The 25,584-nt window shown below is 70.0% G+C and carries 27 protein-coding genes and 1 tRNA gene; 18 read left to right on the forward strand and 10 right to left on the reverse strand.

The genetic code is table 11. The features are described from left to right. Nucleotides 1-50 precede the first annotated feature (50 nt). Genes ACFSZT_RS06460 through ACFSZT_RS06475 form a run of 4 tightly spaced genes read left to right on the forward strand, consistent with a single transcriptional unit; the run spans nucleotide 51 to nucleotide 4,021 of the window. The gene (locus ACFSZT_RS06460; protein WP_377389474.1) at nucleotides 51-1,055 is read left to right on the forward strand and encodes an ABC transporter permease; all 1,005 of its coding nucleotides are present in this window, start codon (nucleotides 51-53) and stop codon (nucleotides 1,053-1,055) included. Next, complete coding sequence (locus ACFSZT_RS06465) at nucleotides 1,052-1,972, forward strand: ABC transporter permease (RefSeq protein ID WP_377389472.1); 921 nt, start codon at nucleotides 1,052-1,054, stop codon at nucleotides 1,970-1,972. Before ACFSZT_RS06460 ends, ACFSZT_RS06465 begins: the two co-directional genes overlap by 4 nt. Before the next feature lie 4 nt (nucleotides 1,973-1,976). Beyond that, nucleotides 1,977-2,966 carry an ABC transporter ATP-binding protein gene (locus ACFSZT_RS06470; RefSeq protein WP_377389470.1) on the forward strand — a complete coding sequence of 330 codons (990 nt, stop codon included), beginning with the start codon at nucleotides 1,977-1,979 and terminating at the stop codon, nucleotides 2,964-2,966. Continuing rightward, on the forward strand, nucleotides 2,963-4,021 hold the full coding sequence (locus ACFSZT_RS06475) for an ABC transporter ATP-binding protein (RefSeq protein ID WP_377389468.1): 1,059 nt from the start codon (nucleotides 2,963-2,965) through the stop codon (nucleotides 4,019-4,021). The genes ACFSZT_RS06470 and ACFSZT_RS06475 overlap by 4 nt, the downstream gene beginning before the upstream one ends. Nucleotides 4,022-4,125: 104 nt before the next feature. Here the strand turns inward: ACFSZT_RS06475 and ACFSZT_RS06480 are convergent, their stop codons facing one another. Next, nucleotides 4,126-5,043, reverse strand: coding sequence for an EamA family transporter (locus ACFSZT_RS06480; protein ID WP_377389466.1), 918 nt, complete (start codon nucleotides 5,041-5,043; stop codon nucleotides 4,126-4,128). 81 nt (nucleotides 5,044-5,124) lie between these two features. On the opposite strand from ACFSZT_RS06480, the gene ACFSZT_RS06485 reads away from it, so the two are divergent. The 3 genes from ACFSZT_RS06485 to ACFSZT_RS06495 all read left to right on the forward strand — a co-directional run bounded on the left by ACFSZT_RS06485 (nucleotide 5,125) and on the right by ACFSZT_RS06495 (nucleotide 7,904). Further along, entirely contained in the window at nucleotides 5,125-6,033 is a 909-nt protein-coding gene (locus ACFSZT_RS06485) for a LysR family transcriptional regulator (protein WP_377389464.1), read from the forward strand. Between the two features lie 30 nt (nucleotides 6,034-6,063). Then, on the forward strand, nucleotides 6,064-6,993 hold the full coding sequence (locus ACFSZT_RS06490; protein ID WP_377389462.1) for an SDR family oxidoreductase: 930 nt from the start codon (nucleotides 6,064-6,066) through the stop codon (nucleotides 6,991-6,993). Between the two features lie 137 nt (nucleotides 6,994-7,130). Beyond that, nucleotides 7,131-7,904, forward strand: a complete 774-nt coding sequence (locus ACFSZT_RS06495; protein WP_377389460.1) for a DUF899 family protein — start codon at nucleotides 7,131-7,133, stop codon at nucleotides 7,902-7,904. Nucleotides 7,905-8,136: 232 nt separating this feature from the next. Here ACFSZT_RS06495 and ACFSZT_RS06500 read toward each other — a convergent pair whose 3' ends face one another. The 3 genes from ACFSZT_RS06500 to leuA all read right to left on the reverse strand — a co-directional run bounded on the left by ACFSZT_RS06500 (nucleotide 8,137) and on the right by leuA (nucleotide 11,681). Then, nucleotides 8,137-9,111, reverse strand: coding sequence for a helix-turn-helix transcriptional regulator (locus ACFSZT_RS06500; RefSeq protein ID WP_377389458.1), 975 nt, complete (start codon nucleotides 9,109-9,111; stop codon nucleotides 8,137-8,139). Further along, on the reverse strand, nucleotides 9,059-9,664 hold the full coding sequence (locus tag ACFSZT_RS06505) for a DedA family protein (protein WP_377389456.1): 606 nt from the start codon (nucleotides 9,662-9,664) through the stop codon (nucleotides 9,059-9,061). The genes ACFSZT_RS06500 and ACFSZT_RS06505 overlap by 53 nt, the downstream gene beginning before the upstream one ends. A 232-nt stretch (nucleotides 9,665-9,896) precedes the next feature. Beyond that, a complete protein-coding gene (leuA, locus tag ACFSZT_RS06510; RefSeq protein ID WP_377389454.1) occupies nucleotides 9,897-11,681 on the reverse strand; it encodes a 2-isopropylmalate synthase in 1,785 nt (594 codons plus the stop codon). Between the two features lie 257 nt (nucleotides 11,682-11,938). Between leuA and ACFSZT_RS06515 the strand changes: the two genes are divergently transcribed. Both ACFSZT_RS06515 and ACFSZT_RS06520 read left to right on the forward strand, forming a co-directional pair. Then, a complete protein-coding gene (locus ACFSZT_RS06515; protein WP_377389452.1) occupies nucleotides 11,939-12,391 on the forward strand; it encodes a hypothetical protein in 453 nt (150 codons plus the stop codon). Between the two features lie 138 nt (nucleotides 12,392-12,529). After that, nucleotides 12,530-13,225, forward strand: coding sequence for a hypothetical protein (locus ACFSZT_RS06520; RefSeq protein ID WP_377389450.1), 696 nt, complete (start codon nucleotides 12,530-12,532; stop codon nucleotides 13,223-13,225). Here the strand turns inward: ACFSZT_RS06520 and ACFSZT_RS06525 are convergent. Further along, complete coding sequence (locus tag ACFSZT_RS06525) at nucleotides 13,222-13,812, reverse strand: nitroreductase family protein (RefSeq protein ID WP_377389448.1); 591 nt, start codon at nucleotides 13,810-13,812, stop codon at nucleotides 13,222-13,224. The genes ACFSZT_RS06520 and ACFSZT_RS06525 overlap by 4 nt on opposite strands. Before the next feature lie 170 nt (nucleotides 13,813-13,982). On the opposite strand from ACFSZT_RS06525, the gene ACFSZT_RS06530 reads away from it, so the two are divergent. The 4 genes from ACFSZT_RS06530 to ACFSZT_RS06545 all read left to right on the forward strand — a co-directional run bounded on the left by ACFSZT_RS06530 (nucleotide 13,983) and on the right by ACFSZT_RS06545 (nucleotide 17,228). Next, nucleotides 13,983-15,245: an aspartate kinase gene (locus ACFSZT_RS06530; RefSeq protein ID WP_377389446.1), complete on the forward strand. Its 1,263-nt coding sequence runs from the start codon at nucleotides 13,983-13,985 to the stop codon at nucleotides 15,243-15,245. A gap of 1 nt (nucleotide 15,246) precedes the next feature. Next, nucleotides 15,247-16,314, forward strand: a complete 1,068-nt coding sequence (locus tag ACFSZT_RS06535; protein WP_377389444.1) for an aspartate-semialdehyde dehydrogenase — start codon at nucleotides 15,247-15,249, stop codon at nucleotides 16,312-16,314. Nucleotides 16,315-16,347: 33 nt separating this feature from the next. Then, nucleotides 16,348-16,653 (forward strand): hypothetical protein, encoded by a 306-nt coding sequence (locus tag ACFSZT_RS06540; RefSeq protein WP_377389442.1) that lies wholly within the window; start codon nucleotides 16,348-16,350, stop codon nucleotides 16,651-16,653. A 203-nt stretch (nucleotides 16,654-16,856) separates the two neighbouring features. Then, a complete protein-coding gene (locus ACFSZT_RS06545) occupies nucleotides 16,857-17,228 on the forward strand; it encodes a hypothetical protein (RefSeq protein ID WP_377389440.1) in 372 nt (123 codons plus the stop codon). On the opposite strand, the gene ACFSZT_RS06550 is transcribed toward ACFSZT_RS06545, so the two are convergent. After that, the gene (locus ACFSZT_RS06550) at nucleotides 17,225-18,421 is read right to left on the reverse strand and encodes an MFS transporter (RefSeq protein ID WP_377389438.1); all 1,197 of its coding nucleotides are present in this window, start codon (nucleotides 18,419-18,421) and stop codon (nucleotides 17,225-17,227) included. The genes ACFSZT_RS06545 and ACFSZT_RS06550 overlap by 4 nt on opposite strands. Before the next feature lie 413 nt (nucleotides 18,422-18,834). On the opposite strand from ACFSZT_RS06550, the gene ACFSZT_RS06555 reads away from it, so the two are divergent. Continuing rightward, nucleotides 18,835-19,344: a hypothetical protein gene (locus tag ACFSZT_RS06555; protein WP_377389436.1), complete on the forward strand. Its 510-nt coding sequence runs from the start codon at nucleotides 18,835-18,837 to the stop codon at nucleotides 19,342-19,344. Between the two features lie 56 nt (nucleotides 19,345-19,400). Here the strand turns inward: ACFSZT_RS06555 and ACFSZT_RS06560 are convergent, their stop codons facing one another. Then, a complete protein-coding gene (locus ACFSZT_RS06560; RefSeq protein WP_377389434.1) occupies nucleotides 19,401-20,459 on the reverse strand; it encodes an alpha/beta hydrolase in 1,059 nt (352 codons plus the stop codon). Between the two features lie 128 nt (nucleotides 20,460-20,587). Here ACFSZT_RS06560 and ACFSZT_RS06565 point away from each other — a divergent pair, with 128 nt between their 5' ends. Both ACFSZT_RS06565 and ACFSZT_RS06570 read left to right on the forward strand, forming a co-directional pair. Next, a complete protein-coding gene (locus ACFSZT_RS06565; RefSeq protein WP_377389431.1) occupies nucleotides 20,588-21,163 on the forward strand; it encodes an NADPH-dependent FMN reductase in 576 nt (191 codons plus the stop codon). A gap of 72 nt (nucleotides 21,164-21,235) precedes the next feature. Beyond that, nucleotides 21,236-21,712, forward strand: a complete 477-nt coding sequence (locus ACFSZT_RS06570) for a Dps family protein (RefSeq protein WP_377389428.1) — start codon at nucleotides 21,236-21,238, stop codon at nucleotides 21,710-21,712. Nucleotides 21,713-21,766: 54 nt separating this feature from the next. Here ACFSZT_RS06570 and ACFSZT_RS06575 read toward each other — a convergent pair whose 3' ends face one another. Continuing rightward, the gene (locus tag ACFSZT_RS06575; RefSeq protein ID WP_377389425.1) at nucleotides 21,767-23,596 is read right to left on the reverse strand and encodes a prolyl oligopeptidase family serine peptidase; all 1,830 of its coding nucleotides are present in this window, start codon (nucleotides 23,594-23,596) and stop codon (nucleotides 21,767-21,769) included. Nucleotides 23,597-23,631: 35 nt separating this feature from the next. Here ACFSZT_RS06575 and ACFSZT_RS06580 point away from each other — a divergent pair, with 35 nt between their 5' ends. Beyond that, the gene (locus tag ACFSZT_RS06580; protein WP_377389422.1) at nucleotides 23,632-24,351 is read left to right on the forward strand and encodes a class I SAM-dependent methyltransferase; all 720 of its coding nucleotides are present in this window, start codon (nucleotides 23,632-23,634) and stop codon (nucleotides 24,349-24,351) included. Between the two features lie 8 nt (nucleotides 24,352-24,359). Here the strand turns inward: ACFSZT_RS06580 and ACFSZT_RS06585 are convergent, their stop codons facing one another. Continuing rightward, nucleotides 24,360-24,968 carry a TetR/AcrR family transcriptional regulator gene (locus tag ACFSZT_RS06585; RefSeq protein WP_377389420.1) on the reverse strand — a complete coding sequence of 203 codons (609 nt, stop codon included), beginning with the start codon at nucleotides 24,966-24,968 and terminating at the stop codon, nucleotides 24,360-24,362. Nucleotides 24,969-25,088: 120 nt separating this feature from the next. Between ACFSZT_RS06585 and ACFSZT_RS06590 the strand changes: the two genes are divergently transcribed. Beyond that, on the forward strand, nucleotides 25,089-25,301 hold the full coding sequence (locus ACFSZT_RS06590) for a hypothetical protein (RefSeq protein ID WP_377389417.1): 213 nt from the start codon (nucleotides 25,089-25,091) through the stop codon (nucleotides 25,299-25,301). Nucleotides 25,302-25,509: 208 nt separating this feature from the next. On the opposite strand, the gene ACFSZT_RS06595 is transcribed toward ACFSZT_RS06590, so the two are convergent. Continuing rightward, nucleotides 25,510-25,583, reverse strand: a tRNA-Pro gene (locus ACFSZT_RS06595). Nucleotide 25,584: the final 1 nt, after the last annotated feature.

The following is a 25,584-nucleotide window of genomic DNA, read 5'->3' on the forward strand; positions in this document are numbered from 1 at the left end:
CACGCAACGCCGTGCTGCCGCCCGGATCCATGGGCAAAGGCACGTAATTCATGCTCAGGTTCATCGTACGTCGGTTGCTGCAGGCGATACCGACGCTGTTCGTACTGTCCATTCTGGTCTTCGCGTGGTTGCGGCTGTTGCCGGGCGGCCCGGCGACGGCGCTACTGGGTGACAAGGCGACGCCCGAGAAGGTCGCCCAGATGAACGCGGTACTGGGACTGGACGAGCCGATCTTCGTCCAGTACTTCAAGTTCCTCGGGCGAGTGCTCACCGGCGACTTCGGCAACTCGCTCATCAGCGGCGACCCGGTGCTCGAGGAGGTCACCAGGGCGTTTCCCGCGACACTGGAGCTGTCGCTGGCGGCGCTGTTCCTCGCCGTCCTGTTCGGCATCCCGCTCGGTTACCTCGCTGCACGGTTCCACGGCCGGTTCCTCGACAACATGACCGTGGTGAGCACGCTCGTCGGCGTCGCCGTTCCGGTGTTCTTCCTCGGCTTCCTGCTCAAGTACATCTTCGCGCAGGAGCTGGCGTGGTTGCCGCCGTCGGGACGGCAGGACGTGCTCATCGACGCCACCCGCGTCACCGGAATCGCCACTTTGGACGGTCTGCTCACCGGCGAGTTCGACGCGACGTGGGACGCGGTCATCCACCTGATCCTGCCCGCGATCGCGCTCGCGAGCATCCCGTTCGCCGTGATCGTGCGGATCACGCGGGCGTCGGTGCTGGACGTGCAGGGCGAGGACTTCGTGCGCACGGCAGAGTCGAAGGGCCTCACCACGCCGGTGATCCGGCGCAGGCACGTGCTGCGCAACGCGCTGCTGCCCGTGTCCACCACGATCGGCCTGCAGACCGGGTTGTTGCTGGCGGGCGCGGTGCTGACGGAGAAGGTGTTCGTCTGGGGAGGTCTCGGCACGCTGCTCGAACAGGGCATCCAGCAACGTGACTATCCGCGGCTGCAGGCGCTGATCCTGCTGGCCGCCGGCGTGTACGTGCTGGTGAACCTGCTCGTCGACATCTCCTACGCAATCATCGATCCAAGGGTGCGGGTGCGATGACCATTCTTTCGACTCGCAAGGCCGAGAAGGTCGACGCGCTGGCCGAGGGTGGCACGAGCCTCGCCATGGACGCGTTCCGCCGGATGCTGCGCAGCCCGGTGGCGATCCTGGGTGCGTCCATTGTGGCGTTGTTCGTGCTGCTGGCGATCTTCGCGCCGTGGATCGCGCCGAAGGATCCCTTCATTCCGTATCCGGAGCTGCAGGCGGAGCTGACGCCGTCGCACATTCCGGGGCCGATGCCCGGGTTCGTGCTCGGCAGCGATCAGAACGGCTACGACTTCTTCTCGCGGCTGCTCGTCGGCGCGCAGCAGACGCTGATCGTCGGTGTGTTCGCGACGTTGATCGGCGTCGCGATCGGCATGGTGATCGGCGGGCTGGCCGGTGCGTTCGGCGGATGGGTCGACACCGTCCTCATGCGATTCACCGACATCATGCTGTCGATTCCGTCGCTGTTGCTGGCGATCTCGATCGCGGCGCTGCTACCGGGCAGCCAGTGGACGGTGATCATCGCGGTGGCGATGGTGGGCGTTCCGGTGTTCGCGCGGCTGTTGCGCGGCGCGATGATGGCGCAACGATCCAGTGACCACGTGCTGGCCGCGACCGCACTGGGCGTCAAACGCAGGACGATCGTGTTCAGGCACATGCTGCCGAACTCGGTCGGCCCGGTGATCGTGCAGGCGACACTCACGCTGGCGACGTCCATCATCGACGCGGCGGCGCTGTCGTTCCTGGGCCTGGGCGATTCGGACTGGCGGCGTGCCGAGTGGGGGCTGATGCTCGGCAACGCGCAGGATCTGTTGAGCGTCAAACCGGAACTGGCGTTTTACCCGGCGATCGCGATCATCATCGTGGCCCTGGGTTTCACACTGCTCGGCGAGTCGATGCGGGAAGCACTCGACCCGAAGAACAGGCGGTAGTGGGATGGCATTACTCGACGTCCGCGACCTCAGCGTCGTGTTCACGCGCAAGGGAACCCGCCCGTTCACCGCGGTCGACAAGGTCAGCTTCTCGGTGGAGCCGGGACAGACGGTCGGGCTCGTCGGCGAGTCGGGCAGCGGCAAGTCCGTGACATCGCTGGCGATCATGGGTCTGTTGCCCAAGCGGGGCGCGCGGGTGAGCGGTTCGGTGACCTTCGAGGACACCGACCTGCTCACGTTGTCCGACAAGCAGTTGCGCGACCGGCGGGGCCGCGATCTCGGCATGGTGTTCCAGGATCCGTTGTCGTCGCTGAATCCCGTCGTGTCGATCGGCTTGCAGCTCACCGAGGTGCTCGAACGGCATCGGGGCATGTCGCGCAAGGCGGCGCGGTCGGAGGCCGTGGAACTGCTGAGCCGGGTCGGTCTGCCCGACCCGCAGCGCAGGATCGGCGAGTACCCGCACCAGCTGTCCGGTGGCATGCGTCAGCGGGTGCTGATCGCGATCGCGCTCGCCTGCAAGCCGCGGTTGTTGATCGCCGACGAGCCGACCACCGCGCTCGACGTGACCATCCAGGCGCAGATTCTGGCGTTGCTGTCCGAACTCGTCTCCGAGACAGGCACCGCGTTGATCATGATCACGCACGATCTGGGCGTGGTGGCGGGCCTGTGCGACACGGTGAACGTGATGTATGGCGGGAAGATCGTGGAGCGGGCGGAGCGGCACGCGTTGTTCGCGCAGTCGCGGCACCCGTACACACACGGGCTGCTGGCCTCCATCCCGCGGCTGGACGTGCCGCGGGGTGAGAAACTGACGCCGATCACCGGATCGGTGGGGGACAACATCCCGTGGGAGCAGGGTTGCGCGTTCGCGCCACGGTGTCCCAACGCGACAGACGTGTGCTGGAGTGATCCTCCGGAACTCGCCGAGGACCGCGGCGGCATGCTGCGGTGCCACAACCCCGTGGAGATCGCCGTGCCGGAGGGAGCACGATGACCGACGACGCACTGGTGACCGTCGAGAACCTCGAGGTGCACTTCCCGATCAAGCGCGGGATCGTGCTGGAACGCACCGTCGGCCACGTGTACGCCGTGGACGGTGTGGACCTGAACATCCGGCGCGGGGAGACCTACGGCCTGGTCGGTGAGTCCGGCTGCGGCAAGACCACGCTCGGCCGGGGTCTGTTGCGGCTCGTGGAGCCGACGGGTGGGCGTGTGGTGTTCGACGACATCGACATGTCCACCCTCGAGGGCGAGCAACTGCGCAGGCTCCGCCGCCGCATGCAGATGATCTTCCAGGACCCGCTGTCCAGTCTGGACCCGCGGCAGTCGGTGGAGTCGATCCTCGTCGAGGGCATGCGTGCCCACGGCCTCGACAAGGGCCGGGAGTCGACCCGAGCACGATTGGTCGAGCTGCTGGAGGCCGTTGGGCTGTCGGAGAGCGCGCTGCGCAAGTATCCGCACGAGTTCTCGGGCGGGCAGCGGCAGCGCATCGGCATCGCGCGGGCGCTGGCGGTGGAGCCGGATCTGATCGTCGCGGACGAGCCGGTGTCCGCTCTGGACGTCTCGGTGCAGGCGCAGGTGCTGAACGTGCTCGAGGAACTGCAGGACCGGCTGGGGCTGACCTACCTCGTCATCGCCCACGATCTCGCCGTGGTGCGCCACATCTCGGACCGTATCGGCGTGATGTACCTGGGCTCGCTGGTGGAGGAGGCCGGCTCGGACGCCCTCTACGAGGAACCGCTGCACCCGTACACGAAGGCGCTGTTGTCGGCGATCCCGGTGCCGGATCCGGTGGTGGAGGACCGTCGCGAGCAGATCCTGCTGGCGGGCGACCTGCCGTCCCCGGCCGCGCCGCCTGCCGGGTGCCGGTTCCACACGCGTTGCCCGTGGCGGCAGGAGACCCGGTGTGATACCGAGCGGCCCGCGCTGCGGGAGGTCGGCTCCGGACACCGCGTGGCCTGCCACTACGCGGAGGACATCCTGGCCGGCCGGATCCAGCCGCACTCGGTGGAGCCGGAACTCGTGCACCCGGAGGCGGCAACCCCCTGACCCGGGCGCGTGTCCACCGTCTGGGTAGCCGTGTCTCCCGTTCGCGTAGCCGTGTCTGCTGTTCGCGTAGCCGTGTCTGCTGTTTCCGTCGCTGTGTCTGCCTCCTAGGGCACGGCAGCCGGGTCCGCCGCCCGCGCTTCGCGGCGAGCGGCCCGGGCTCGGCCGCCGACCGATCCGAGGAACACGCCACCCACCACGACGACGCTCGCGGCGATCTCGATCGGCGTGGGGCGTTCGTCCAGCACGACGAAGGCGAGGGTCAGGCCGACGATCGGTACGAGCAGGGAGAAGGGAGCCACCGTGCTGGCCGGGTTGCGGCGCATGAGCGTCGACCAGATACCGGCGCCGATCACGGTGCCGCAGGTCACCGTGTAGGCCAGGCCCGCGAGTGCGAGCACGCCTGTGTCGCTGCCCAACGTCGTGAGGCTCCGCCACTGCGCTCCCGGCCCTTCGAAGACCAACGACACGGCGAGCATCGGCAGCGGCGGCACGACCGACATCCACAGGGTCAGGTGCAGCGGGTTCGCCGGTTCGGCCTTGCGCAGGCACAGGTTGCCGACCGCCCAGCTCAGCGCGGCCAGCACGGTGAGGATCACGGGCAGCAGCGCCGCGTACTCGGCACGCTGCCACCCGATGGCGCACATGCCCGCGACGGCGCATGTGATGCCGACGACCTGCCAGCCCGTGAGTCGCTCACGCAGGAACACCGCACCCAGCACCACGGTGAACGGAGCCGACGCCTGCAGGACGAGGGACGCCAGACCGGTCGGCATGCCCTCCACCATGCCGATGAACAGGAAGCCGAACTGCAGCGTCCCGAAGCCCAGCCCGTACCCGATCAGCCAGCGCAGCTTCACCTTCGGCCACGGAACGAAGAGCATCGCCGGAATCGCGATGACGATGAACCGGAGCGCGCACGCGAACAGCGGAGGGAAGTGCTCGAGTGTGGCGTGGATCGCGAGGAAGTTGCAGCCCCACAGCAGGGCGGTGAACGCGGCCAGCAGTCGGTCCCGGATCGCCATGGAACCAGCTTGCGGCCCGGTGACCGTAAAGCACCAGCGAGATTGTTTTCAACGGCGTTGTAGCAATGCTTCACTATCACCATGGACATCGGCAGGTTGCGCACGTTGCGGGAGTTCGCCGACCGCGGCAGCGTGGTGGCCGCGGCCCGGGCGCTGCACTGCACGCCGTCGGCGGTCTCGCAGCAGCTGCGCGCGTTGCAGGCCGAGACCGGTGTCGCCCTGACCGAACCCGCCGGCCGTGGACTGCGGCTCACCGACGCGGGCCGGGCGCTCGTGGCCAGAGCCGACGAGGTCCTCGCGGCGCTCGAACGAGCCGAGGCTGAGCTCGATGCCTACCGCCATTCACCGCGCGGGCGCGTCCGGCTCGCGCTCTTCCCGTCGGCCGCCCTCATGCTGCTGCCAGGCCTGCTGGCCCGGTTCGCCGAGTGCGAAGGACTCGACGTCGACGTCCGGGATGTCGACATGGTGCCGTCCGAGGTACCCGGCCTGCTGGCCGACTTCGACATCGTGGTGGCTCACCGCGACGAGCACGCAGTGTCCTTCACGTCCGAGCGGCTGCGGGTGGTGCCGCTGCTGCGGGAGCCGTTGGATGTCGCACTCCCGCCAGGCCACCCGCTCGGCACCCGGGAGCACGTCGAGCTCGCCGAACTCGCCGCGGAGCCGTGGATCAGCGTGGACGTCGGCTTCCCGGTCGACGACGTGCTGCGGTCGCTGGCCGCCCGCACCGATGTGCGTCCACGGGTGGTGCTCCGGTTCAACGACTTCCGGATCACCGAGTCCCTGGTCGCGGCCGGGCATGGCATCGCATTGCTGCCGCGCTACACGATGGACACGACGAAGGTGCTGCGCCGCCCCCTGGCTGGGATCCGCGCAGCGCGTCACGTCGAGGCGGTGCTGCGTGCGGGTGGTCCGGTGCGTCCGGCGGTGTCGGCGGTGCTCGACGCCGTGCGTGCCGAGGCGGCGGAAATCGGTGCGGAAACCATGTCATGACCTGACAGGGTTCGCCGCCACCGTGGCGGTATGACAACCGATGTGACAGGCAGTTTGGCCGGCAAGGTGGCGTTGGTGGCGGGCGGAACTCGGGGTGCGAGCCGCGCGATCGCCGTCGAGCTGGGCCGGCGTGGGGCGTTCGTCTACGTCACGGGCCGGACGTCCGGGCAGCGACGTTCCGAAGTGGACCGTCCGGAGACGATCGAGGGGACCGTCGCGCGGATCACGGCCGCGGGTGGTCGCGGGGAGGCGGTCCGGGTCGATCACCTGGATCCCGAGCAGGTGCGTGGACTCGCCGAACGTATCGACGCCGAACAGGGCCGGCTCGACATCCTCGTCGACGGCGTGTGGGGCGGCGACATGCACCTCGAGTGGGGCAAGCCCGTGTGGGAGCACTCGCTGGAGGCGTCCCTGCGCATAATCCGTCTCGGGATCGACGCGCACATCGTCACCAGCCACCACCTGCTGCCGCTGGTGATCCGTCAGCCGGGCGGGCTCGTGGTCGACATGACCGACGGCACCGCCGAGTACAACGCCGAGTTCCGCAAGGGCACGTCGTTGGCGTTCTACGTCGCCAAGGCGGCCGCGCACCACCTGGCGCTGGCGCAGGCGTACGAGCTCGGCCCGCACGGCTGCACCGCCGTCGCCATGACGCCGGGGTGGCTTCGGTCGGAAGCGATGCTCGACATCTTCGGCGTCACCGAGGAGAACTGGCGCGACGCGATCAAGGAGGAGCCGTACTTCGCGATCTCGGAATCGCCGGTGTACGTGGGCAGGGCGGTCGCGGCACTCGCGGCGGACCCGGACCACAAGCGGTTCTCCGGGCAGACGCTGAACAGCGGGCAGCTGGCGCAGATCTACGGGTTCACCGACGTCGACGGCAGCCGTCCCGATGGTTGGCGCTACGTCGTGGAGGTGCAGGACCGCGGGGGTCCGCCGGACACGAGCGGGTACCGCTGAGGTTGTCGGCCCGGCGTGGGCGGGTGCACGCTCGACTGAGTGAGGGCCTGCGCCGACGGGTCGCGCGTCTGTTCCGGTGAGGCGTCGTCAGGACGTCGGTCGACTGTGCCCGACAACCAGACAGCACGGAGGACACCATGACGACCACGCCGAAAAACGCGCGGCCCGGCCGCCCGCCCGTCGTCGACCTGGCCACCTGGCAGGCAGCTCGGGACGAGCTGCTGGTCCGCGAGAAGGCCCACACCCGCGAGGGCGATGCGCTCGCCGCGGCCCGTCGCCGGCTGCCGATGGTGGAGTTCGACGGGACCGTCGAGGTCGTGGGACCCGGCGGTCCCGTCCCGTTCCTCGACCTGTTCCAAGGCCGCGACGAGCTCGTGGTCTACAAGCACATGTGGTACGACGGCGCGCCGCCCCAGGGCCAATGCGAGGGCTGCACCTACTTGACCTGGCACCTGAAGGACGCCGTCTACCTCAACGCCCGCGGCGTCTCGTTCGCCATCGTCACCACCGGCCGGTGGGACGAGGTGGCCTCCTACGTCGAATTCATGGGCTACACCCAGCCCTGGTACTCGGTGCGCGATGTGGCCGAGCCGGTCGGCGGCGCCATGGGATACCTGACTTCCTTCCTGCGCGACGGCGACCGAACGTTTCTCACCTACTCGACGACGGGCCGTGGCAACGAGCCGTTCGCGGGAACCTTCGGCCTGCTCGACAGGACGCCTTACGGCCGCGGCGAGGCGTGGGAGGACAAGTCGGAGGGCTGGCCGGAGGGCCACCACGCGTGCTGGTACTGGCGCACGGATGCGGACGGGAACAGCACCTGGGGCCCGACCAGCAGGCCGGTGCCGCAGTGGACCCGCCCCGGCGCGACCCCCGTGGAGACCCTCGGCCGGCATGGGCCCTACCACTGACGCTCCTGTCGCCGACGGCGTCGGCACCAGGTGTGCCGGGGTCGTCCGGGACCGCCGGCTCAGGCCGCCGGAATTGTCGGCGTGCGGCGGTAATGTGAAATCAGGGGCGCCCCTGGGTGGCGCGAACGGGCATCTCGCGCCACTGCAGGCAGAGCCTGCCCACCGCCATCCGCCGACGGGCGCCACAACCATGGCGCCCGACGCGGGATGCCGTGACGACCGCCGTGCCGGTCTACGTGGCGTCGGCGTGCCGTTCGGCCATCCGCCGAGTGAGCCCGGCGAACGCCGCGCGCACGGACGGCGGGCCCAGCACCTCCACGTCGAGGCCGAGTCCCAGCAGCTGGTGAGCGGCGATGTCCGGTTCCTCGAGCGCGAGGTGCACCTCCACCCAGCCGTCCGCATCGGGGGGACCCGCTTCGGCGAGCGCCGCGAGCGCGAGGTCCGCGTCGAGCAGCTGCGGAAGCAGCCTGGCCCCGGACGGGCTCAGCCGCACCCGCACCTGCTCCCGGTACAGCGAGCGCTCGAACCGCGCCGACGACCGTTGCCACCAGCTCGCCAGATCGAAATCCGTCGGCCGCTGGAACGTCTCGTCCAGCTCCGCCGACGACTCGACGCGGCTGACCCTATACGTCCGCGTCGATGTGCCCGCTCGCGCCACGAGGTACCACACGCCCGCCTTGAGAACGAGCCCCAACGGGTCGAGCACCCGCTGCACACTGCCGTCACCACGCCGGTACCTGATCCGGAGCCGCCGTTGCTCCCAGACCGCCCGCGCCAGTGTCGCCAGGTGCTCGGCGTCCTCCTCTCGCCGGAACCATCCCGGTGCGTCCAGATGGAACCGTTGCGCGAGGTGCTGCGCCTGATCCCGCAACGGCGCCGGCAGGGTGGCCGACACCTTCGCGTGCGCGGCGGACACGGCGGTGCCGAGCCCGAGCTCGGCCAGCGCCCGCGGCACACCCATCGCGAAGATGGCCACCGCCTCGCGCGAGGTCAGTCCGTCGAGCCGCGTGCGCCAGCCCTCGACGAGCCGGACGCCGCCATGCCGGCCCGGCTCCGTCCACAGTGGTACGCCCGCCGCCTGCAGCGCGGCGAGGTCGCGGTGCATGGTCCGCTCGGAAACCTCGAGCGCCTTCGCCAGCTCCGGCACCGTCGCGCTACGCCGGCTTTGCAGGGTGAACAACAGGGCCACCAGACGTTCCGCGCGCATACCGCAGATCATGCCCGGTACGGCGGCGGAACACCGTCGTGGTGGCCAAGCTCAGCACGGCCGCCACCACCAGCGACACGAGCAGGCTCACCAACGGCTCCCGCACCAGCGATCCGCCGACGTAGCCCAGCAGCGCGGCGTAGCTGCACCAGACAGTCACGCCGATCAGCGACGCGGTCACGAACACCGGCCGCCGCCAGCCCAGTGCACCCGCCAGCAGCGATCCGCCCATGCCGCCGGCGGGCAACCACCGGGCGATGACGAGCGCCGCCACCGGCCTGCGTTCCAGCCGCACGGCGAGCCAGTCGACCGTGCGGGTCGCCGACGGCCGGGCGCGCAGCCGGTCGAGCGTTCCCGATCCGCGGCGTCCGGCCACATAGAGCGCGTAGTCACAAATCAGGCAGCCCGCTATGGCGACGGCAACGGGCGCCACCAACGGAGCGTCCTGTGCCGCCGCCACCACGCCGACCCCGACGAGCGCCAGCTCGGTCGGCGCGAACGGGATCACCGCGATCGCGAACAGGCCGAGTAGCTGGAGTGTCGTGACGTCCACGCTTCCAACAACGAATGCCGACCTGAGAGCTTTTCAGCCGGCCGCGCCAGCTGGTTCCGTCCGCTGACGGCCGACACGGCGACGGGAGCGGCGGACACGGCGACGGGAGCGGCGGACACGGCGACCGGAGCGGCCGACACGGCGACGCGGGCGGCCGCTCACCGCGACCGCCCGCGTCAACACCGCGCCAACCCCGCCAACCCCGGCAACACCGGGCCGGCGTCGGACCTGCCTACCGGTGCGCGCGGTTCACGGCCGAGACGACGGCCCGCAGCGAGGCGGTGACGATCGACGGGTCGATGCCGACACCCCAGTAGACCTTGTCGTCGATGCCGCACTCGATGTACGACGCCGCCTTCGAGTCGTCGCCGGGCGTGAGCGTGTGCTCGCTGTAGTCCAGCAGCCGCAGGTCGAAACCGACGGTGCTCAGCGCGTCGAAGAACGCCGCGATCGGACCGTTGCCGCGGCCGGTGATCTCGTGCTCCTCGCCGTCGAGCCGGATCGTGGCCTGCAGGTCGTACTGGCCGTTGGCCGTCACCTTCTGCTGGATCAGCTCCAGCGGCGTACGCGGCTCCAGGTACTCGCGGGCGAAGGCGTTCCACATCGTCTCCGGGTCCACCTCGCCGCCCTCGGAGTCGGTGTAGTGCTGGATGGTCTGCGAGAACTCGATCTGCAGCCGCCGCGGCAGGTCCAGCTGGTGCTCGGTCTTCATGATGTAGGCGATGCCGCCCTTGCCCGACTGCGAGTTGACGCGGATCACGGCCTCGTAGGTGCGGCCGACGTCCTTCGGGTCGATGGGCAGGTACGGAACCTCCCACGGGAACTCGTCCACCGGCACGCCCGCCTTCTCGGCCGCCGCGTGCAGGGCGTCGAAACCCTTGTTGATCGCGTCCTGGTGGCTGCCCGAGAACGCCGTGAACACCAGGTCGCCGCCCCACGGGCTGCGTTCCGGTACCGGCAGCTGGTTGCAGTACTCGACCGTCCGCTTGATCTCGTCCATGTCCGAGAAGTCGATCTGCGGGTCGATGCCCTGGCTGAACAGGTTCATGCCGAGCGCGACGAGGTCGACGTTGCCGGTGCGCTCACCGTTGCCGAACAGGCAGCCCTCGATCCGGTCGGCACCCGCCTGGTACCCCAGCTCGGCGGCGGCGATGCCGGTGCCGCGGTCGTTGTGCGGGTGCAGCGACAAGATCACCGAGTCGCGACGGTCGAGGTTGCGCCCCATCCACTCGATGGAGTCGGCGTAGACGTTCGGCGTCGCCATCTCGACGGTCGCAGGCAGGTTCAGGATCACCGGCCGCTCCGGAGTCGGCTGCCAGATGTCGGTGACGGCGTTGCACACCTCGGCGGCGTAGGACAGCTCCGTGCCGGTGTAGGACTCCGGCGAGTACTGGAACCGGAAGTCGGTCTCCGAGTACTTCGACGCGTACTCGGTCACCAGCTCCGCGGCCTGCAGGGCGATCTTCTTGATGCCCTCGCGCTCCTCGCGGAACACGACCCGCCGCTGCAGGATCGACGTCGAGTTGTAGATGTGCACGATCGCCCGGGGTGCGCCCTCGAGCGCCTGGAACGTGCGCTCGATCAGCTCGGGCCTGCACTGCGTCAGCACCTGGATGTGGACGTCGTCGGGGATGGCGCCGTCCTCGATGATCTCGCGGACGAAGTCGTAGTCGGTCTGGCTGGCCGCGGGGAAGCCGACCTCGATCTCCTTGTAGCCCATGCGCACCAGCAGGTCGAAGAACTTGCGCTTGCGGGCGGGGGACATCGGGTCGATCAGCGCCTGGTTGCCGTCGCGGAGGTCGACGGCGCACCACAGCGGGGCGCGCTCGATGCGCTTGTCCGGCCACGTGCGGTCCGGCAGCTGGATGTCCTCGACCAGGCGGTACCAGGGCTGGTAGCGGTGATACGGCATCGACGAGCCGCGCTGCGGGTTCCACGACGGCTGGTCGGCGGGCGCGGGACGGGAAGGCGTGCGGATGCGGCTCGTGGACGGAACCTGAGGATCGGACGTGCTCATGTCAGAGAATGCTCCTGCTCGCTGTAGGTAGGGCTCGGTCTACGACCGGCGGCACCACGAAGCCCCGCGACGGGGAGCCGGTCTGATCAGGCCCCGTCGCGGCAGCGAAGCAGAAGAGCACGTGCCACGCCGGTCACCTTAACCCAGGACCTGATCAGGGAGGGAGGCCGGGCCCGACATCGAAATGTTACCGGCGACCGTTTTCGCTGGTTACTGGTCCGTAGCAATCAGCCGCACGACGTGCGAAACTTCGAGCCATGGGTGAGCACGCCGACAAGAATGCGCCGGGCAGCGAGGCCACGGACGCCACGCAGGCGATCGTGCCCGGAGGTTCCGTGTCGACCTACCAGAACTCGGACAACACCGACGAACCGAAGCCCAAGCCGCGGCGATCGGTGGACTGGAAGGCCGTCAAGGATCAGGTCGTCGGCCTGCTGGCGGGCATCGTCCGCTGGCTCGGGCTGATCTTCGCGCTGATCCTCGTGCTGCACATCGTCTTCGTGATCGGTGAGGCGAACGCGGAGAACAGCATCGTGTCGTGGGCCGCGGACTGGTCCGACGGGCTCGCACTCGGCTTCCACGATCTGTTCCAGCCCAGCGATCCGAAGCTGTCGGTGCTGGTCAACTACGGCATTGCCGCGATCTTCTGGCTCGTGGCGTCCTCCATCGCCGCCCGGATCATCCGCCGGGTCGGGGGTGTCACGGTCTGACACCGGCGATCTGACACCGGCGAGAGGCGAGCCCGGCGCGGGAGGAGACGAGCGGGTGGTCCGACCCGAGCGCGACGTGCCGGGACCTCCACCCGGTTCGCCGCACGACCTCGCCGGCCTGGCGCCCACCGACGCCAGGTGGCGGGCGGCGCGGAAGATCGTCGCTCACGAGGACGCCTCGAGGCCAAGCGCGACGACATCCTTGTCCGCTCCGGATTCCGGGAACGCGTCGAGGACCTGATGCGCACCCGGTGGGGCGAGCCGGTCATCGTGCTCCGCCTCGCCGACCCCGGCCGCTTGGGTTTCGACGTTCCGGGCAGGCGCAACGACGGGACGGTCCGCGGGAGGAAACTCGTCCGGCACTTCTTCGTGTACATCGGCCGCGGTATCCGGGTGGCGGTCCTGGCCGTGCTGTGGGTCATGAGCGGCGGTGCGGGCGGAGGTGGCGGGTCGAGTCGTGGCGGAAGGCGGCGCCGGCTGTTCGACAAGGAGATCCGAGTTCGGGGACTCGAGAACGCGATGGTGCTCGACCTGGTCGACCGGCTCAGGTCCGCCAAGGGGCCGTGGCTGGTGTGCTCGCCGAGGCGGCTCGCGGTCGTGGACACCGGCTCGACGATCACCGACCCGGCCGGGGCGCCCCGGCCAAAGGTCATCTGGGAGGCCGGCCCGGCGCGGGTCCCGGCGATCAGCTTCGCCACCCGCACCATCACCTGGCCCGACGGCTCGACGTTCACCTTCCCGCTGCACGGCCGCACCGAGGAGCAGCACCTTCGCCGGTACCACGAGTTCCCCGACACCGTCGACTGGAACGGCGGGCGTGACGTCGCGGGCTAGAACGCGGCGCTTCCCCAGTCCCGCATCGCGAACTCGCTCAGCGGCAGGCGCTTGCGCGGGGCGGTCTCCCGGTCGATGTCGCGAGGCTCGCCCAGCACCTCCGGCTCCGCGAGCACCCCGACCGCGATGGCCACCACCGGGCGCACCTCGTCCGGCACGGCGAACTCGCGGCGCACGGCATCGGCGTCGAAACCCGCCATCTGGTGCGCCACCAGCCCCTCGGCGACGGCCTGCAGCACCAGGTTCTCCGCCGCGAGGCCCACGCCGTACTCGGCGTAGGGAATGTCGCCCTTCTCGTTGCGCGTGAGGGCCAGGCCGACCAGGAGGGCGCCGGCGCGATGCGCCCACGACTGGTTGCGCGTCGTCAGCGTGCCGAGGATGCGCCGGTAGGTCTCGTCGCCGCGCAGGCCGGCCAGGAACCGGGCGGGCTGGGTGTTGCCGAACGAGGGCGCCCAGCGGGCCGCTTCGAGTAACGCACGTAACTGTCGCGGTGTGACCTCGGCCATGGAATCGAGGGCGCGCGGGCTCCATCGGCGAGCGATCAATTCGTGCACGGGAACACTTGTTTCCGCCTGCTTGTCACTCATTCGATCACTGTATGACGACTGTATACAGCAGGTCGGGGCGGTGCGAGGCATCACAATGAAAGATGTCGGAGCGACCTGACCCCGGTACCCTGATTCGGACGGTATGGAGCGGGACCCTTTGCGACAAGGCCGCGGAGATGCCCCTGCTCCGGCGAGGAGGTTCGGCCAAAGTGGCGCTCGTAGTCCAGAAGTACGGCGGTTCGTCGCTGGAGAGCGCAGACCGGATCAAGCGCGTTGCCGAGCGCATCGTTGCCACGAAGAAGGCGGGCAACGAGGTCGTCGTGGTGTGCTCCGCGATGGGAGACACTACGGACGAGCTGCTCGATCTCGCGGAACAGGTGAACCCGGTTCCGCCCGAACGCGAGATGGACATGCTGCTCACCGCGGGAGAGCGGATCTCCAACGCGCTTGTCGCGATGGCGATCTCGGCGCAGGGTGCCGAGGCGTGGTCGTTCACCGGTTCGCAGGCGGGTGTCGTCACGACGTCCGTGCACGGAAACGCCCGGATCATCGATGTCACCCCGAGCCGGGTGACCGAGGCGCTCGAGCAGGGCTACATCGCCCTGGTCGCGGGATTCCAGGGCGTTTCACAGGACACCAAGGACATCACCACGCTCGGCCGGGGTGGCTCGGACACCACCGCCGTGGCGCTCGCCGCGGCGCTGAAGGCGGACGTGTGCGAGATCTACTCCGATGTGGACGGTGTGTACACCGCGGACCCGCGGATCGTGTCCAACGCGCGCAAGCTCGACACCGTGCCGTACGAGGAGATGCTCGAGCTCGCGGCGAGCGGCTCGAAGATCCTGCACCTGCGCTCGGTCGAGTACGCCCGTCGGTACGGCGTGCCGATCAGCGTCCGCTCGTCCTACAGCGACAAGCCGGGCACGACCGTGGCCGGCTCGATTGAGGAGATCCCCGTGGAACAAGCGTTGATCACCGGTGTGGCCCACGACCGGTCGGAGGCCAAGATCACGGTCACCGGGGTGCCCGACCACGCGGGCGCGGCAGGCCGCATCTTCCGCGCGGTCGCCGACGCCGAGATCGACATCGACATGGTGTTGCAGAACGTCTCCAACACCGAGGGCCGCACGGACATCACGTTCACGCTCTCGAAGGCCAACGGCCCGAAGGCGGTGAGCGAGCTGGAGCGGCTCAAGCCCGAGCTGGGCCTCACCGCCGTGCTCTACGACGACCACGTCGGCAAGGTGTCCCTTGTCGGCGCGGGAATGCGCTCCCACCCCGGCGTCACGGCGACCTTCTGCGAGGCGCTGGCCAAGGCGGGCGTGAACATCGAGATCATCAACACCTCCGAGATCCGGATCTCGGTGTTGATCAGGGACGCGCAGCTCGACGACGCCGTGCGCGCGATCCACGAGGCATTCGAACTCGGCGGCGACGAAGAAGCCGTCGTCTACGCGGGGAGTGGTCGCTGACATGGCACCCACACTGGCTCTGGTCGGTGCGACCGGTGCGGTCGGCACCGTGATGATCGACATCATCAACGGCCGCGACAGCGTGCCGTGGGGCGAGATCCGGCTGATCGCCTCGGCGCGGTCGGCGGGTAAGAAGATCACGGTCCGCGGCGAGGAGCTGACGGTCGTCGAGCTCACCCCGGAGGCCTTCGACGGCGTGGACGTCGCGATGTTCGACGTGCCCGACGAGGTCTCCGCCGAGTGGGCGCCGGTCGCGGCCGCCCGCGGCGCCGTCGCCGTCGACAACTCCGGTGCCTTCCGGCTGGACGACGACGTGCCGCTCGTGGTGCCCGAGGTCAACGCCGACAAGGTGACCGAGCGGCCCAAGGGCATCATCGCCAACCCGAACTGCACGACGCTGTCCATGATGGCCGCGCTCGGCGCGCTGCACCGCGAGTTCCAGCTGACCGAACTCGTGGTCGCCTCGTACCAGGCCGCATCCGGTGCGGGCCAGGGCGGCATCGACCGGCTCCACGCCGAGCTCGAAGCCGTGGCAGGCAAGGGACTCGGCGCGAAGGCCGGCGACGTGCGCGCGGCACTCGAAGCCGCGGGCCTGCCGCTGGCGGACACCCCGTTCGCCGGGACGCCGCTGGCACTCAACGTGGTGCCGTCCGCGGGCTCCTACAAGGGCGACGGCTGGTTCTCCGAGGAACTGAAGGTGCGCAACGAGTCGCGCAAGATCCTCGGCATCCCGGAGCTGAAGGTGTCGGCCACCTGCGTGCGCGTTCCGGTGGTCACCACGCACTCGCTGGCGGTGCACGCCACGTTCGCGCGTGAGGTGACGGTCGAGGCCGCGCACAAGGTCTTCGAGGCCCAGCCGTCGATCGTGCTCATGGACGACCCGGAGAAGGGCGAGTTCCCGTCGCCGGCCGAGGTCGTGGGCGCGGACCCGACGTACGTGGGCCGGGTGCGTCAGGCGCTGGACTTCCCGAACACGCTGGACTTCTTCGTGTGCGGCGACAACCTGCGCAAGGGCGCGGCCCTCAACACCTACGAGATCGCCGAGCAGGTCGCCTCGACCCTCGGCTGAGGACCGCTGACGAGAAGGCCGCCCAATCCCGCGGTGGGCGGCCTTCTCATTGTCTCGGGCCTGCGCGCCCAACTCGTCGGCCGTGCGCTGGGCGGCGTTCTTCTCGGCGTTGAGCTGCCGCACCAGCTCCTCGGCCAAGGTCAGCTGTGCCTGCGCGTCGGCCAGCGCGGTGTGCGCCTGCTCGAGGGCGGTCCGGGTCCCGTCGACGACGTCCTGCTGGGCGGCGAGGTTGTTCTGGTGCTCGACCTGCTCCTTGGGATACCAGTCCGTGGCCTTCTTGGCCTCTTCCTCTCAGGACGGGCTTGCCCCGGCGAGGGGCCTTGGCGGCGGAGTGGTTGATCACTCTGAACTCCTCATCGTGGATCTTCGCGGTACCGGTACAGCGAGATCGACAACGTTGCGTAGTCGTCACCAAGGTCAACTTCACCGGTAAGCAGGAAAAACGCAGTCAGCGAGCCGGGTCGATATAACGGAAAGTAGCGAACATGGTGTACCGATAGGACGGCAGACGCTGACCACGTGACCCGGTAGGTTTCGCGATCATGTGGAAGAGGTGCGCGCCTGCCGCGCTGGGACTGTTGCTGCTGACCGGATGCTCCGAGGTGAACGAAGCCGTGGACGGGGTGAACGCGGCCGCCGGAAAGGCGAGTGTGTGCAGCGAGGCGCTGGGGCTCGCGCAGCTGAACCCGAACGCCGACCCGGAGCAGGTGAAGGCGTCGGCGGAGGAGAAGGCGAACCGGCTCCGCGAGCTGGCCGGGCAGGTCGCCGAACAGGACGTGCGCCAGACACTGCAGACGATGGCCGACGGCTACGTCGAGCTCGAACAGCAGCGGGTGGACAACCTGCGCAACTTCAACACTTGGCTGCAGCGCAATCTCCAGAACCTGGAGCGCCTGCGCCAGGCCTGCCTCTAACCGGCTTCGGCGACGGCGACCCGGTGCCGCACCGGTCGCCGTCGCAACGCCCAGCCCGCCGCGGCGAAGACGAGCCCGCCCAGCCCCGCGGCGACGAAGCCCCAGCCGGGCGAGGCGTGATCCATCACGAACCCCACCACCGGGCTGCCCAGCGCCAGGCCGAGCCGGGTCGCCGAATCCTGCAAGCCCATCGCCTCGCCCCGCACCACGGGCGGCGCGAGGTGGCTGACGGCCTCGGTCGTCGCCGCGAGCGTCGGCGCGCACACGAGGTTCGCCGGCACCAGCACGAGTGCCAGCAGCCACCACGGACCGGCGACGACTGCAGCCGGGATGGTGAGCACCGCGAGCGCCACCATCAACGTCAGCTGTGAGGCCGAGCGCGATGCCGTGCCGTGCACCACGCCGCCGAGTAGCGACGCCAGGCACATGACGGCGATCACGACGCCCGTCCAGCTCACCTCACCGGACGTCCGCAAGACCGCCAGCGCCGCCAGCTCCATGCCCACCAGGACGAACAGCGCACCCATTGCCACGAGCAAGGTCGCCAGCATCCGCGAGTCCAGCCACGACCGGATCGGCGGCCGCACCGGGTCGCGCATGCCGAGTTCATCCGCCGTGCGGATCGGCGGGTTCACCGCGTACAGCGCCGCCGAGCACAGCCCGAACGCCACGCCGATGCCCGTGAGCGCCGCCGTCGACGACACCTGCGTACTGACGAAGATGCCCAGCGCCGGACCCGTCATGAACGCCGCCTCGACCATGATCGAGTCGAGGGAGAAGGCCGTGCGCCGCTGCGCCGGCGGGACGAGGGCTGTCACCACCTGCCGCGCGATCGGGCTCACCGGCAGCATCAGCGCACCGGCGGGCAGCGCCGCCGCGAGCAGCAGCGGGTAGGGCAGGTGCGGGGCGGCGACCCAGAACAACGCCGACACGAGACCGCAGGCGGCCACCACGGGACGCAGGCCGTGCCGGTCGATCGTGCGGCCGAGCAGCGGTGCGGCGAGCGCTGTTCCCGCCGTGGTGGCGGTGCCGACGAGCCCGGCGGCGCCGTAGCCGCGGCCCAGCCCGCTGACCACGTGCAGGGTGAGCGTGATGCCCGTCGCCGTCATCGGAAGGCGGGCGAGCGCGGCCAGCAGAACCGAGGCCGGCATGCCCGGGATGCGCAGAACGTCCAGGTAGGGGCGAAGCGGCACACTTCGACGTAACCCCAAGCTGGTACGCCCGTGCAACTTGTTTTTCAACACGGTGTCACCGCTGTGCGTCTGCGAGGTGCCACGGCCACCGGTCGCGCTCGTCCGTAAGCCGGGTGGGTCACCCGCGACCGGGTGAAAGCGGGCCGCCCACCCCGAGAAGGCCGGTTCGAGGGACACCGAACGGGTCATCGGGCGACCCCGACCGCCCTCGGTGACCGACTTCTCCCTCGCGGCGGGGGCTTGCGGAGCCAGCGCAAGGGGTTCCGGGTGACCTGATGTCGCGGACTTCCGCGTGGGACGGGCACAGCAGGTGAACCGGCCACACCGCAGCCGCTCCGCTTCGCGCTGTGCCGGGGCGGGGCGGTTGGTACGGCTTGGATGTTCGTTGCTTCCCCAGGCCAGGAGGTTGGCACATGAAGTCCGGATTCGTTCGCGCGGTCGTCGCGCTGGTGGCGGGGGCGCTGTTGGCGGTCGCCGCGCCGGGGCTGGCGGCCGCGACCCCCGCCGACGGCGGCGGCAAGGGTTCCTCCAGCACCGAGGCTGTCGGTCAGCGCCTGCTGGAGTTGCGCGACCAGCTCACGACGGTCGCCTACAACGGCGACGTGCAGGGCACCAGGCACACGCTCGCCGAGCTCGACCCGGTGCTCGCCGACCTGGCGGGCGGCGCCGTCAAGGTGCGGTCGGAGGCCCGCAACCAGGCCGCGGTGGCGAAGGGCCAGCAGGAGGAGGTCAGCGCCGTGCTCGCCGACCCGTCGGCCAAGCCGAGGACGTACTCGGACGAAGGCAGGCAGCTGCCGCCCCTGCCCGACCCGCTGACGATGGTGAACGGACTGCTGCAGTCGCTCCTGCAGACTCTGCAGGGCCTGCTGTCCTCGCTGCTCGGCCAGGTCCCGGCGCCGCCGGTGCCTGTTCCGGCGCCATAACCCGAGACCCGGGCCGAAACCCGGCGCGGCCTGGTGCCGCGCCGGGTTTCGCCTGTTCAGGCCTTCAAGCTCAGCCCCACCCGCAAAGCGCCCGCCGCCTCGGCCGTCGCCTCACGGAACCGCGTGCCGATGCCGAGGAAGTTGACGTAGCCGTGGATGAGGTCCTCGTGCCTGCTCAGCGCCACCGGAACGCCGGCGGCCTCGAGCTTCGCGGCGTACGCCTCGCCCTCGTCGCGCAGCGGGTCGAACCCCGCGGTGGCGATGTAGGCGGGCGGCAGTCCGGAGAGGTCGTCGGCGAGCAGCGGCGAGAGCCTCGGGTCGGCCCGATCGACGCCGGCCGGCGCGTACTGGTCGAGGAACCACGTCATGTGCTCGTCGACGAGGAAGAAGCCGTTGCCGAACAGCTCGCGGGAGCGGCGCCGCGTGGTGGCGTCCGTGCCGGGGTAGATCAGCAGCTGGAAGGTCGGCGCCGGCCCGCCGCGCCTGGTCGCCTGCTGCGCGGTGACCGCCGCGAGGTTGCCGCCCGCGCTGTCCCCGCCGACGGCGATGCGGGCGGGGTCGGCGCCGAGATCGGCGGCTTTGGCGTGGGCGTAGTCGAACGCGGCGAGCGCGTCCTCCGGCGCCGCGGGGAACGGGTTTTCGGGTGCTAGCCGGTACTCCACCGACAGCACGCGGACCCCGGCGTGTTTGGCCAGGTACCGGGCGGTGTTGTCGTGGCTGGCGCGCGTGCCGACGACCCAGCCGCCGCCGTGGTAGTAGACGAGCAGACCGGATCCCGTCGGCAGCCCGCGCGGGGTGTACAGCGTCGCAGGCACCTCGCCGTGCTCGGCGGGAATCGACACCTCCCGCGTGTCGACCGGCTGAATGGGCTTGCCGCTCACCAGGTGCCGGCTGCCGTCCAGAGCCTTGCGCGACCGTTCCACGGAGTACTCCCGGTCGACCAGTGATGCTCCGGTGAGCTGCTGCAACCGCAGCAACAGCTGCGCGTCGAGCGCGAGCTCCTGGCCGTCGACGCGGATGGGCCTGCCCGCGATGAGCCGCCGCACCGGCTTGGGCAGCCAGTACAGCATCTGCGCGGCCGCGGCTTGGGCACGGACCTGGAGCGGAATCGCCATTGTTCCTCCTGTCTGCTCTGACCGTGCCGAGGTTACTAACGGGTAGCAAGCGGCGCCAGGTGTGACATGGCCGATGTCGTGTCGATCAGCCTGGTCCTCCACTTAACTGGAAGGCTTAGCCTCGGGGGGTGACTTCCACGCGTGCGATCAAGGTGCTCGGAATCGGTGGCTCACTACGCGACGGCTCGCAGTCCGAACGCGCGTTGCACGTGGCGCTGCGTGCCGCCGAGGACGCCGGCGCGGAGGTCAGCGCCATCACCGGCAGCGCGCTGACGTTGCCGTTCTACGACGCGGGCATCCCCGACCGCACGCCGCAGGCTCGCGAACTCGTGGAGGCCGTGCGCCAGGCCGACGGCATCATCGTCGTCTCACCCGGCTACCACGGTGCGCTGTCCGGCCTCGTGAAGAACGCCCTCGATTACGTCGAGGATCTGCGCTCGGACGCCCGCCCGTACCTCGACGGCCGCGGCGTCGGCCTCATCGCCGTCGCTCACGGCTGGCAGGCGGCCGTCACCACGCTCGACCAGTTACGCACCATCGCCCACGCGCTGCGCGGCTGGCCGACCCCGATGGGCGGGGCCGTCAACAGCTCCGAGGTCAAGTTCGACGAGGCGGGCGGTGCCTCGGAAGAGAAGGTGGTACGCAACCTGCGTCTCATCGGCCGGCAGGTGACGGAGTTCGCCCAGGCCAGATGGTCGTCGTAAACGTTTGAAGTCTGCTGGAGCGGGTAAACCCTGCAAGCGCCGCCCCGACGTTTCAGCAGAGAGGAAACAGCGATGGCCAAGTCGCCAGTCAAGAGCCCGCTCAAGGAGAGCGACAAGGAAGTCACGGCGAACGTGCTGCAGAGCACACTCGTCGACCTCATCGATCTGTCGCTGGTAGCCAAGCAGGCGCACTGGAACGTCGTCGGCAAGAATTTCCGCAGCGTGCACCTGCAGCTCGACGAGCTCGTGAGTGCGGCGCGCGGGTTCACGGACGACGTCGCGGAGCGCGCGAACGCCATCGGGGTATCGCCGAACGGCAAGGCCAAGACCGTCGTGGAGAGCTCGGGCCTGCCCGAGTACCCCGACAACTGGCAGACCACCGAAACCACGATCGACACGATCGTCGAGATCCTCGGCGACCTCATCGAGCGGCTCCGCAAGCGGATCGACGAGACCGACAAGAGCGATCTGGTGACGCAGGACCTGCTCATCGAGATCGCCGCCGAACTGGAGAAGCAGCACTGGATGTGGCAGGCGCAGCAGGCCTGACCACCCCGTGAGCGAGGCCCCCGAGAGCGTGCGCCCTCGGGGGCCGTCGTGTGTTCAGCGCAGGCCGACTGCGCGCAGGGCGAAGTGGACCTCGATGGCCGTCTGTTTGATGGTCTCGGCGATCACGAGGGAGCCGTGACCGGCGTCGTAGCGGTAGAACTCGTAGGGCACCCCGCGTGCGGCGAGCCGGTCCAGGTAGTTCTCGATCTGCCGGATCGGGCACCGTGGGTCGTTGTCGCCCGCCAGCACGAGCACCGGGACGTCCACGTTCTCGACATAGGTGATCGGTGAGCACTCCCGGTAGACGGCCGGAACGTCGTCGGGGGCGCCGCCGAACAATGCGCGGTCGAATGCGCGCAGCTGCTCCATCTCGTCCTCGTAGGCGGCCACGTAGTCGGCCACCGGGACGCCCGCGACACCTGCCGCCCACCGGCCGGCCTGCGTTCCGAGCGCGAGGAGCGTGAGGTAGCCGCCCCACGACGCGCCGCTCACCACACAGCGCTGCGGATCGGCGAGTCCACTCCGGACCGCCCAGTCGTGCACCGCCGCCACGTCCTCGAGCTCGGTGAGACCCGGCCTGCCCTCGATGGCGTCCCGCCACGCCGAGCCGTACCCGGTGGAGCCGCGGTAGTTCACCTCCACCACGGCGAAGCCCGCGTCGAGCCAGACGGCCCGGTAGGCGGAGAAGCGGTCCTCGTCGGCCGCGTGCGGCCCGCCGTGCAGGAGGAACACCGTCGGCTGCGGGCCGTCCGTGTCCGCCGGGCGGGAGACGAGCGCGTGGATCCGGCCGCCGACGCCCTCCACGAAGGCGTCGGTGAGCGGCTCCGACCCCGGGGCGCGTTCACCTGGAGCCTCCACCAGCACGCGGTCGGTGCCGTCGGGCAGGCGCACGCGCACGACGGGCGGCTCGGCCGCGTTGGACCACGAGTACTCCACCGAGCCGTCCGGGCGCACGCTCGCGCCGCCGATGCGCCCCGGCGGCGTCTCCAGTGTCGTCAGGGTGCCGGTGGCGAGGTCGTAGCGGTGCAGCGAGCTGCGGCCCTCGTGGAAGTGCACGATCAGCAGTGCGCCGGCGTCCGGGTACCAGTCGCCGACGACCTCGCCGGGCAGGTCGAGGTGGATCTCCTGCTCGGTGTCGGCCTCGACGTCCCAGATCATCAGCTCCTCGCGGCCGCGCCGCTCGTGCAGCATCAGCAGCCGGGCGTCGCCGTGCCTCGGGGAGAACGCGAGCGCGGCGAGCCCCTTGCCCTCGCCGTCCCACTTGTCGGCGACCGTGCCGAAGCCGTCGCACGACAGCACGCGGATGGCCGGGTGTCGCGAATCACCGTGCTCGGAGTGCGAGATCGCCAGGAGCCGTTCATCGCGGGACAGGGCCGACACTCCGGCGTCGTCCTCGCTGGCGTAGAAGCGCGTGGTCACGCCGTCGCGGTGTGCGTAGAGAGCGCTGCCCTCGTCGGTCGACACGCCCACGGCCACGAGCTCGTGGCCGATCTCCAGACCGGCCGGGTAGCCATCCGGGACGTCGGCGACGGCCTTGCCCGCCTGCTCGCCACCGGCGAACGGTTCGCGCACCCAGGAGCCGAACTCGTCGCCGTCGGTGTCGTCGAACCACCAGATCCAGCGCCCGTCGGGCGAGGTCGTCGCGTGCAGGGTGCCGTTGGGCCGGTCGGTGACCTGGCGGTGCTCCCCGGTCGAGCGGTCCCAGGCGTAGACCTCCCACACGCCGCTGGCGTTGGAGACGTAGATGTTGGCGTCCGGGGCATCCAGCGACCAGTCGGGGACCGAAACCCGGGGCGCCAGGAAACGCGCACGCCAGCGCGCCTCGGTGGCCTCGTCGGCGAAGAGCTGGTCGGGAACCCGCGCTGCCGGATGCTGTGTGCTCACCCCCGTGATCCTGCCAGGTCCGTAGTGTTGGGGCCGTGCTGGAGGGTTACGCGGACTTCGTCCTGCCCACGCTGACCGCGGGAATGCGGGTGCTCGACGTCGGCTGCGGTGACGGCGCCGTCACGCTGTGTCTCGGTACGGCTGCGCATCCGATCCAGGTGCTCGGCGTCGACCCCGACGAGGGAGCGATCGCGCTGGCCCGCAAGGCCGCCGCCCGGGCTTCGGTGACCACAGTGGACTTTCTGGCCGGCGACCCGCGGCACCTTCCGCTTCCGGAGTCCGTTGTGGACGTCGTGTTCGCGCACGCGTTGCTGGAGCACGTGCGCGACCCGCAGGTGATACTGCGCGAGCTGGCGCGGGTGCTGGTGCCCGGTGGCACGCTCGCGCTGTCCACAGCGGACTGGGGGCGGGCGAAGCTGCGGCCGAGGACGGCCAATGTCGAGGCGGCGTTGCGGGGCAGGCACGTCCTGCACCGGCGACGCGGCGGTGATCCGTTCGCGGGCAGGCGGGTGGGCGACTGGGTGCTGCGCGCCGGTTTCCGGAACGTCCGGGAACGGGTGCGCCACTACCCGGACATCGCCTACCACGACCTGGCCCAGCAGGTGGAGGACGAGCTCGCGGCGGCACTGCGGTCCCCGGACGTCGGCCCCGATCCGCAGCTGGCCAGCGCGGCGCGCTCCGCGTGGATGTGGGTGCGCAGCGGCCAGGGCGAGTTCGCGCAGTGCTGGGTGGAGGTGCTGGCGACGGCGCCGTGACGCCGTGCTCAGCGGGTTCCCAGGAGGCGGGCCAACTGCGCGCCGAGCAGGTCGTGGGCCATCGGTGCCGGCGTGTGGCCGATCGCGACCAGGCCGGCGAGACCCTCGGCGCAGGCCAGCAGCGTGACGGCGGCCGGTGCCGGGTCGACGGCCGGGTCGATCTCCCCGTGGTCGCGCGCCGTGCTCAGCTGGCCGGCGAGGAAGTCGGCGAGATCGGCATGGCCCGCGCGCAACTCACGCAGCATGCCGGCGTCGTTCATGGCGAGGGCCTCGAACATCTGCGCCACCCGATGCTCGGCCAGCTGGGTCGGTGTGGCGGGGATCAGGGCTCGCAGGATCGCCTCGACGACACTGCGCCCCGAGTCGGCGGTGCCGGCGTCGGCCAGGCCGGCGTCGACCCGGTCCTTGGTGAGGCGCTGCACACGGTCGAAGGTGGCGCGAATCAGGTCGGTACGACTGGCGAAATAGTGCTGCACGCGGCCCAGCGACACCCCGGCCTCGGCGGCGACCTGCCGGAACGTCAGCGCTTCGACGCCCTGGCGCTCCACGACCCGCAATGCCGCGTCGGCGAGTTCGTCCCGCCGGGACTCGTGCTGCGCGGCGGCTCCTCGTGTCACGCCCGGAAGCTCCTCTCGTCAAGCCAATACCAATGTACTGGATTGCCAGACCAGTCCTGTGGTCAGTACGGTGTCCGGAGTCAATACACGTGTATTGTTTTGCGGAGGGGGCGAGGGCGCGTGGCGGAGATCATCGGCATTCTGCTGATCGCACAGGGGCTCGGCGGAACGATCAACAACATCGCCGGCGACGGTCCGAGCTGGTTCCTGCTCAACCACATCGACGCGCTCGAGGGTGCACGGCTGCCGCTGCATGTGGTGATGGCTCTGCTGGGCCTCGGGATCGTGGTGCTGCCGCACCTGCGGAAGTGGGGTCGCCTCCGCGGGCGCTGAACCCGGCGACGACAGCTGCCGCACCGAGGTGACGTACCTCACCGAGGTGAAGTGCTTGCCCGGTGCGTCCGCCCACCAAGCCCGACCCGGCAACCTGCGGGGGTTCTGGGGGCGTACCCCCGGGTGGGGCGTGGGGGCTCCGCCCCCGCAAAACAAAGGAAGAGCCGTGTTCGCGTAATCCGCGAACACGGCTCTTCCAGTTCTTCCGTCGGGGTGGCGGGATTTGAACCCACGACCTCCTCGACCCGAACGAGGCACGCTACCAAGCTGCGCCACACCCCGA

This window comes from Prauserella oleivorans (genome assembly GCF_042685745.1).
GTDB classification, from domain to species: domain Bacteria; phylum Actinomycetota; class Actinomycetes; order Mycobacteriales; family Pseudonocardiaceae; genus Prauserella_A; species Prauserella_A oleivorans.

Coding starts and splice junctions, on each gene's coding strand:
- ACFSZT_RS06460 (WP_377389474.1), top strand. CDS start 51: ATGCTCAGGTTCATCGTACGTCGGTTGCTGCAGGCGATACCGACGCTG.
- ACFSZT_RS06465 (WP_377389472.1), top strand. CDS start 1,052: ATGACCATTCTTTCGACTCGCAAGGCCGAGAAGGTCGACGCGCTGGCC.
- ACFSZT_RS06470 (WP_377389470.1), top strand. CDS start 1,977: ATGGCATTACTCGACGTCCGCGACCTCAGCGTCGTGTTCACGCGCAAG.
- ACFSZT_RS06475 (WP_377389468.1), top strand. CDS start 2,963: ATGACCGACGACGCACTGGTGACCGTCGAGAACCTCGAGGTGCACTTC.
- ACFSZT_RS06480 (WP_377389466.1), bottom strand. CDS start 5,043: ATGGCGATCCGGGACCGACTGCTGGCCGCGTTCACCGCCCTGCTGTGG.
- ACFSZT_RS06485 (WP_377389464.1), top strand. CDS start 5,125: ATGGACATCGGCAGGTTGCGCACGTTGCGGGAGTTCGCCGACCGCGGC.
- ACFSZT_RS06490 (WP_377389462.1), top strand. CDS start 6,064: ATGACAACCGATGTGACAGGCAGTTTGGCCGGCAAGGTGGCGTTGGTG.
- ACFSZT_RS06495 (WP_377389460.1), top strand. CDS start 7,131: ATGACGACCACGCCGAAAAACGCGCGGCCCGGCCGCCCGCCCGTCGTC.
- ACFSZT_RS06500 (WP_377389458.1), bottom strand. CDS start 9,111: ATGCGCGCGGAACGTCTGGTGGCCCTGTTGTTCACCCTGCAAAGCCGG.
- leuA (WP_377389454.1), bottom strand. CDS start 11,681: ATGAGCACGTCCGATCCTCAGGTTCCGTCCACGAGCCGCATCCGCACG.
- ACFSZT_RS06515 (WP_377389452.1), top strand. CDS start 11,939: ATGGGTGAGCACGCCGACAAGAATGCGCCGGGCAGCGAGGCCACGGAC.
- ACFSZT_RS06525 (WP_377389448.1), bottom strand. CDS start 13,812: ATGAGTGACAAGCAGGCGGAAACAAGTGTTCCCGTGCACGAATTGATC.
- ACFSZT_RS06535 (WP_377389444.1), top strand. CDS start 15,247: ATGGCACCCACACTGGCTCTGGTCGGTGCGACCGGTGCGGTCGGCACC.
- ACFSZT_RS06545 (WP_377389440.1), top strand. CDS start 16,857: ATGTGGAAGAGGTGCGCGCCTGCCGCGCTGGGACTGTTGCTGCTGACC.
- ACFSZT_RS06555 (WP_377389436.1), top strand. CDS start 18,835: ATGAAGTCCGGATTCGTTCGCGCGGTCGTCGCGCTGGTGGCGGGGGCG.
- ACFSZT_RS06560 (WP_377389434.1), bottom strand. CDS start 20,459: ATGGCGATTCCGCTCCAGGTCCGTGCCCAAGCCGCGGCCGCGCAGATG.
- ACFSZT_RS06570 (WP_377389428.1), top strand. CDS start 21,236: ATGGCCAAGTCGCCAGTCAAGAGCCCGCTCAAGGAGAGCGACAAGGAA.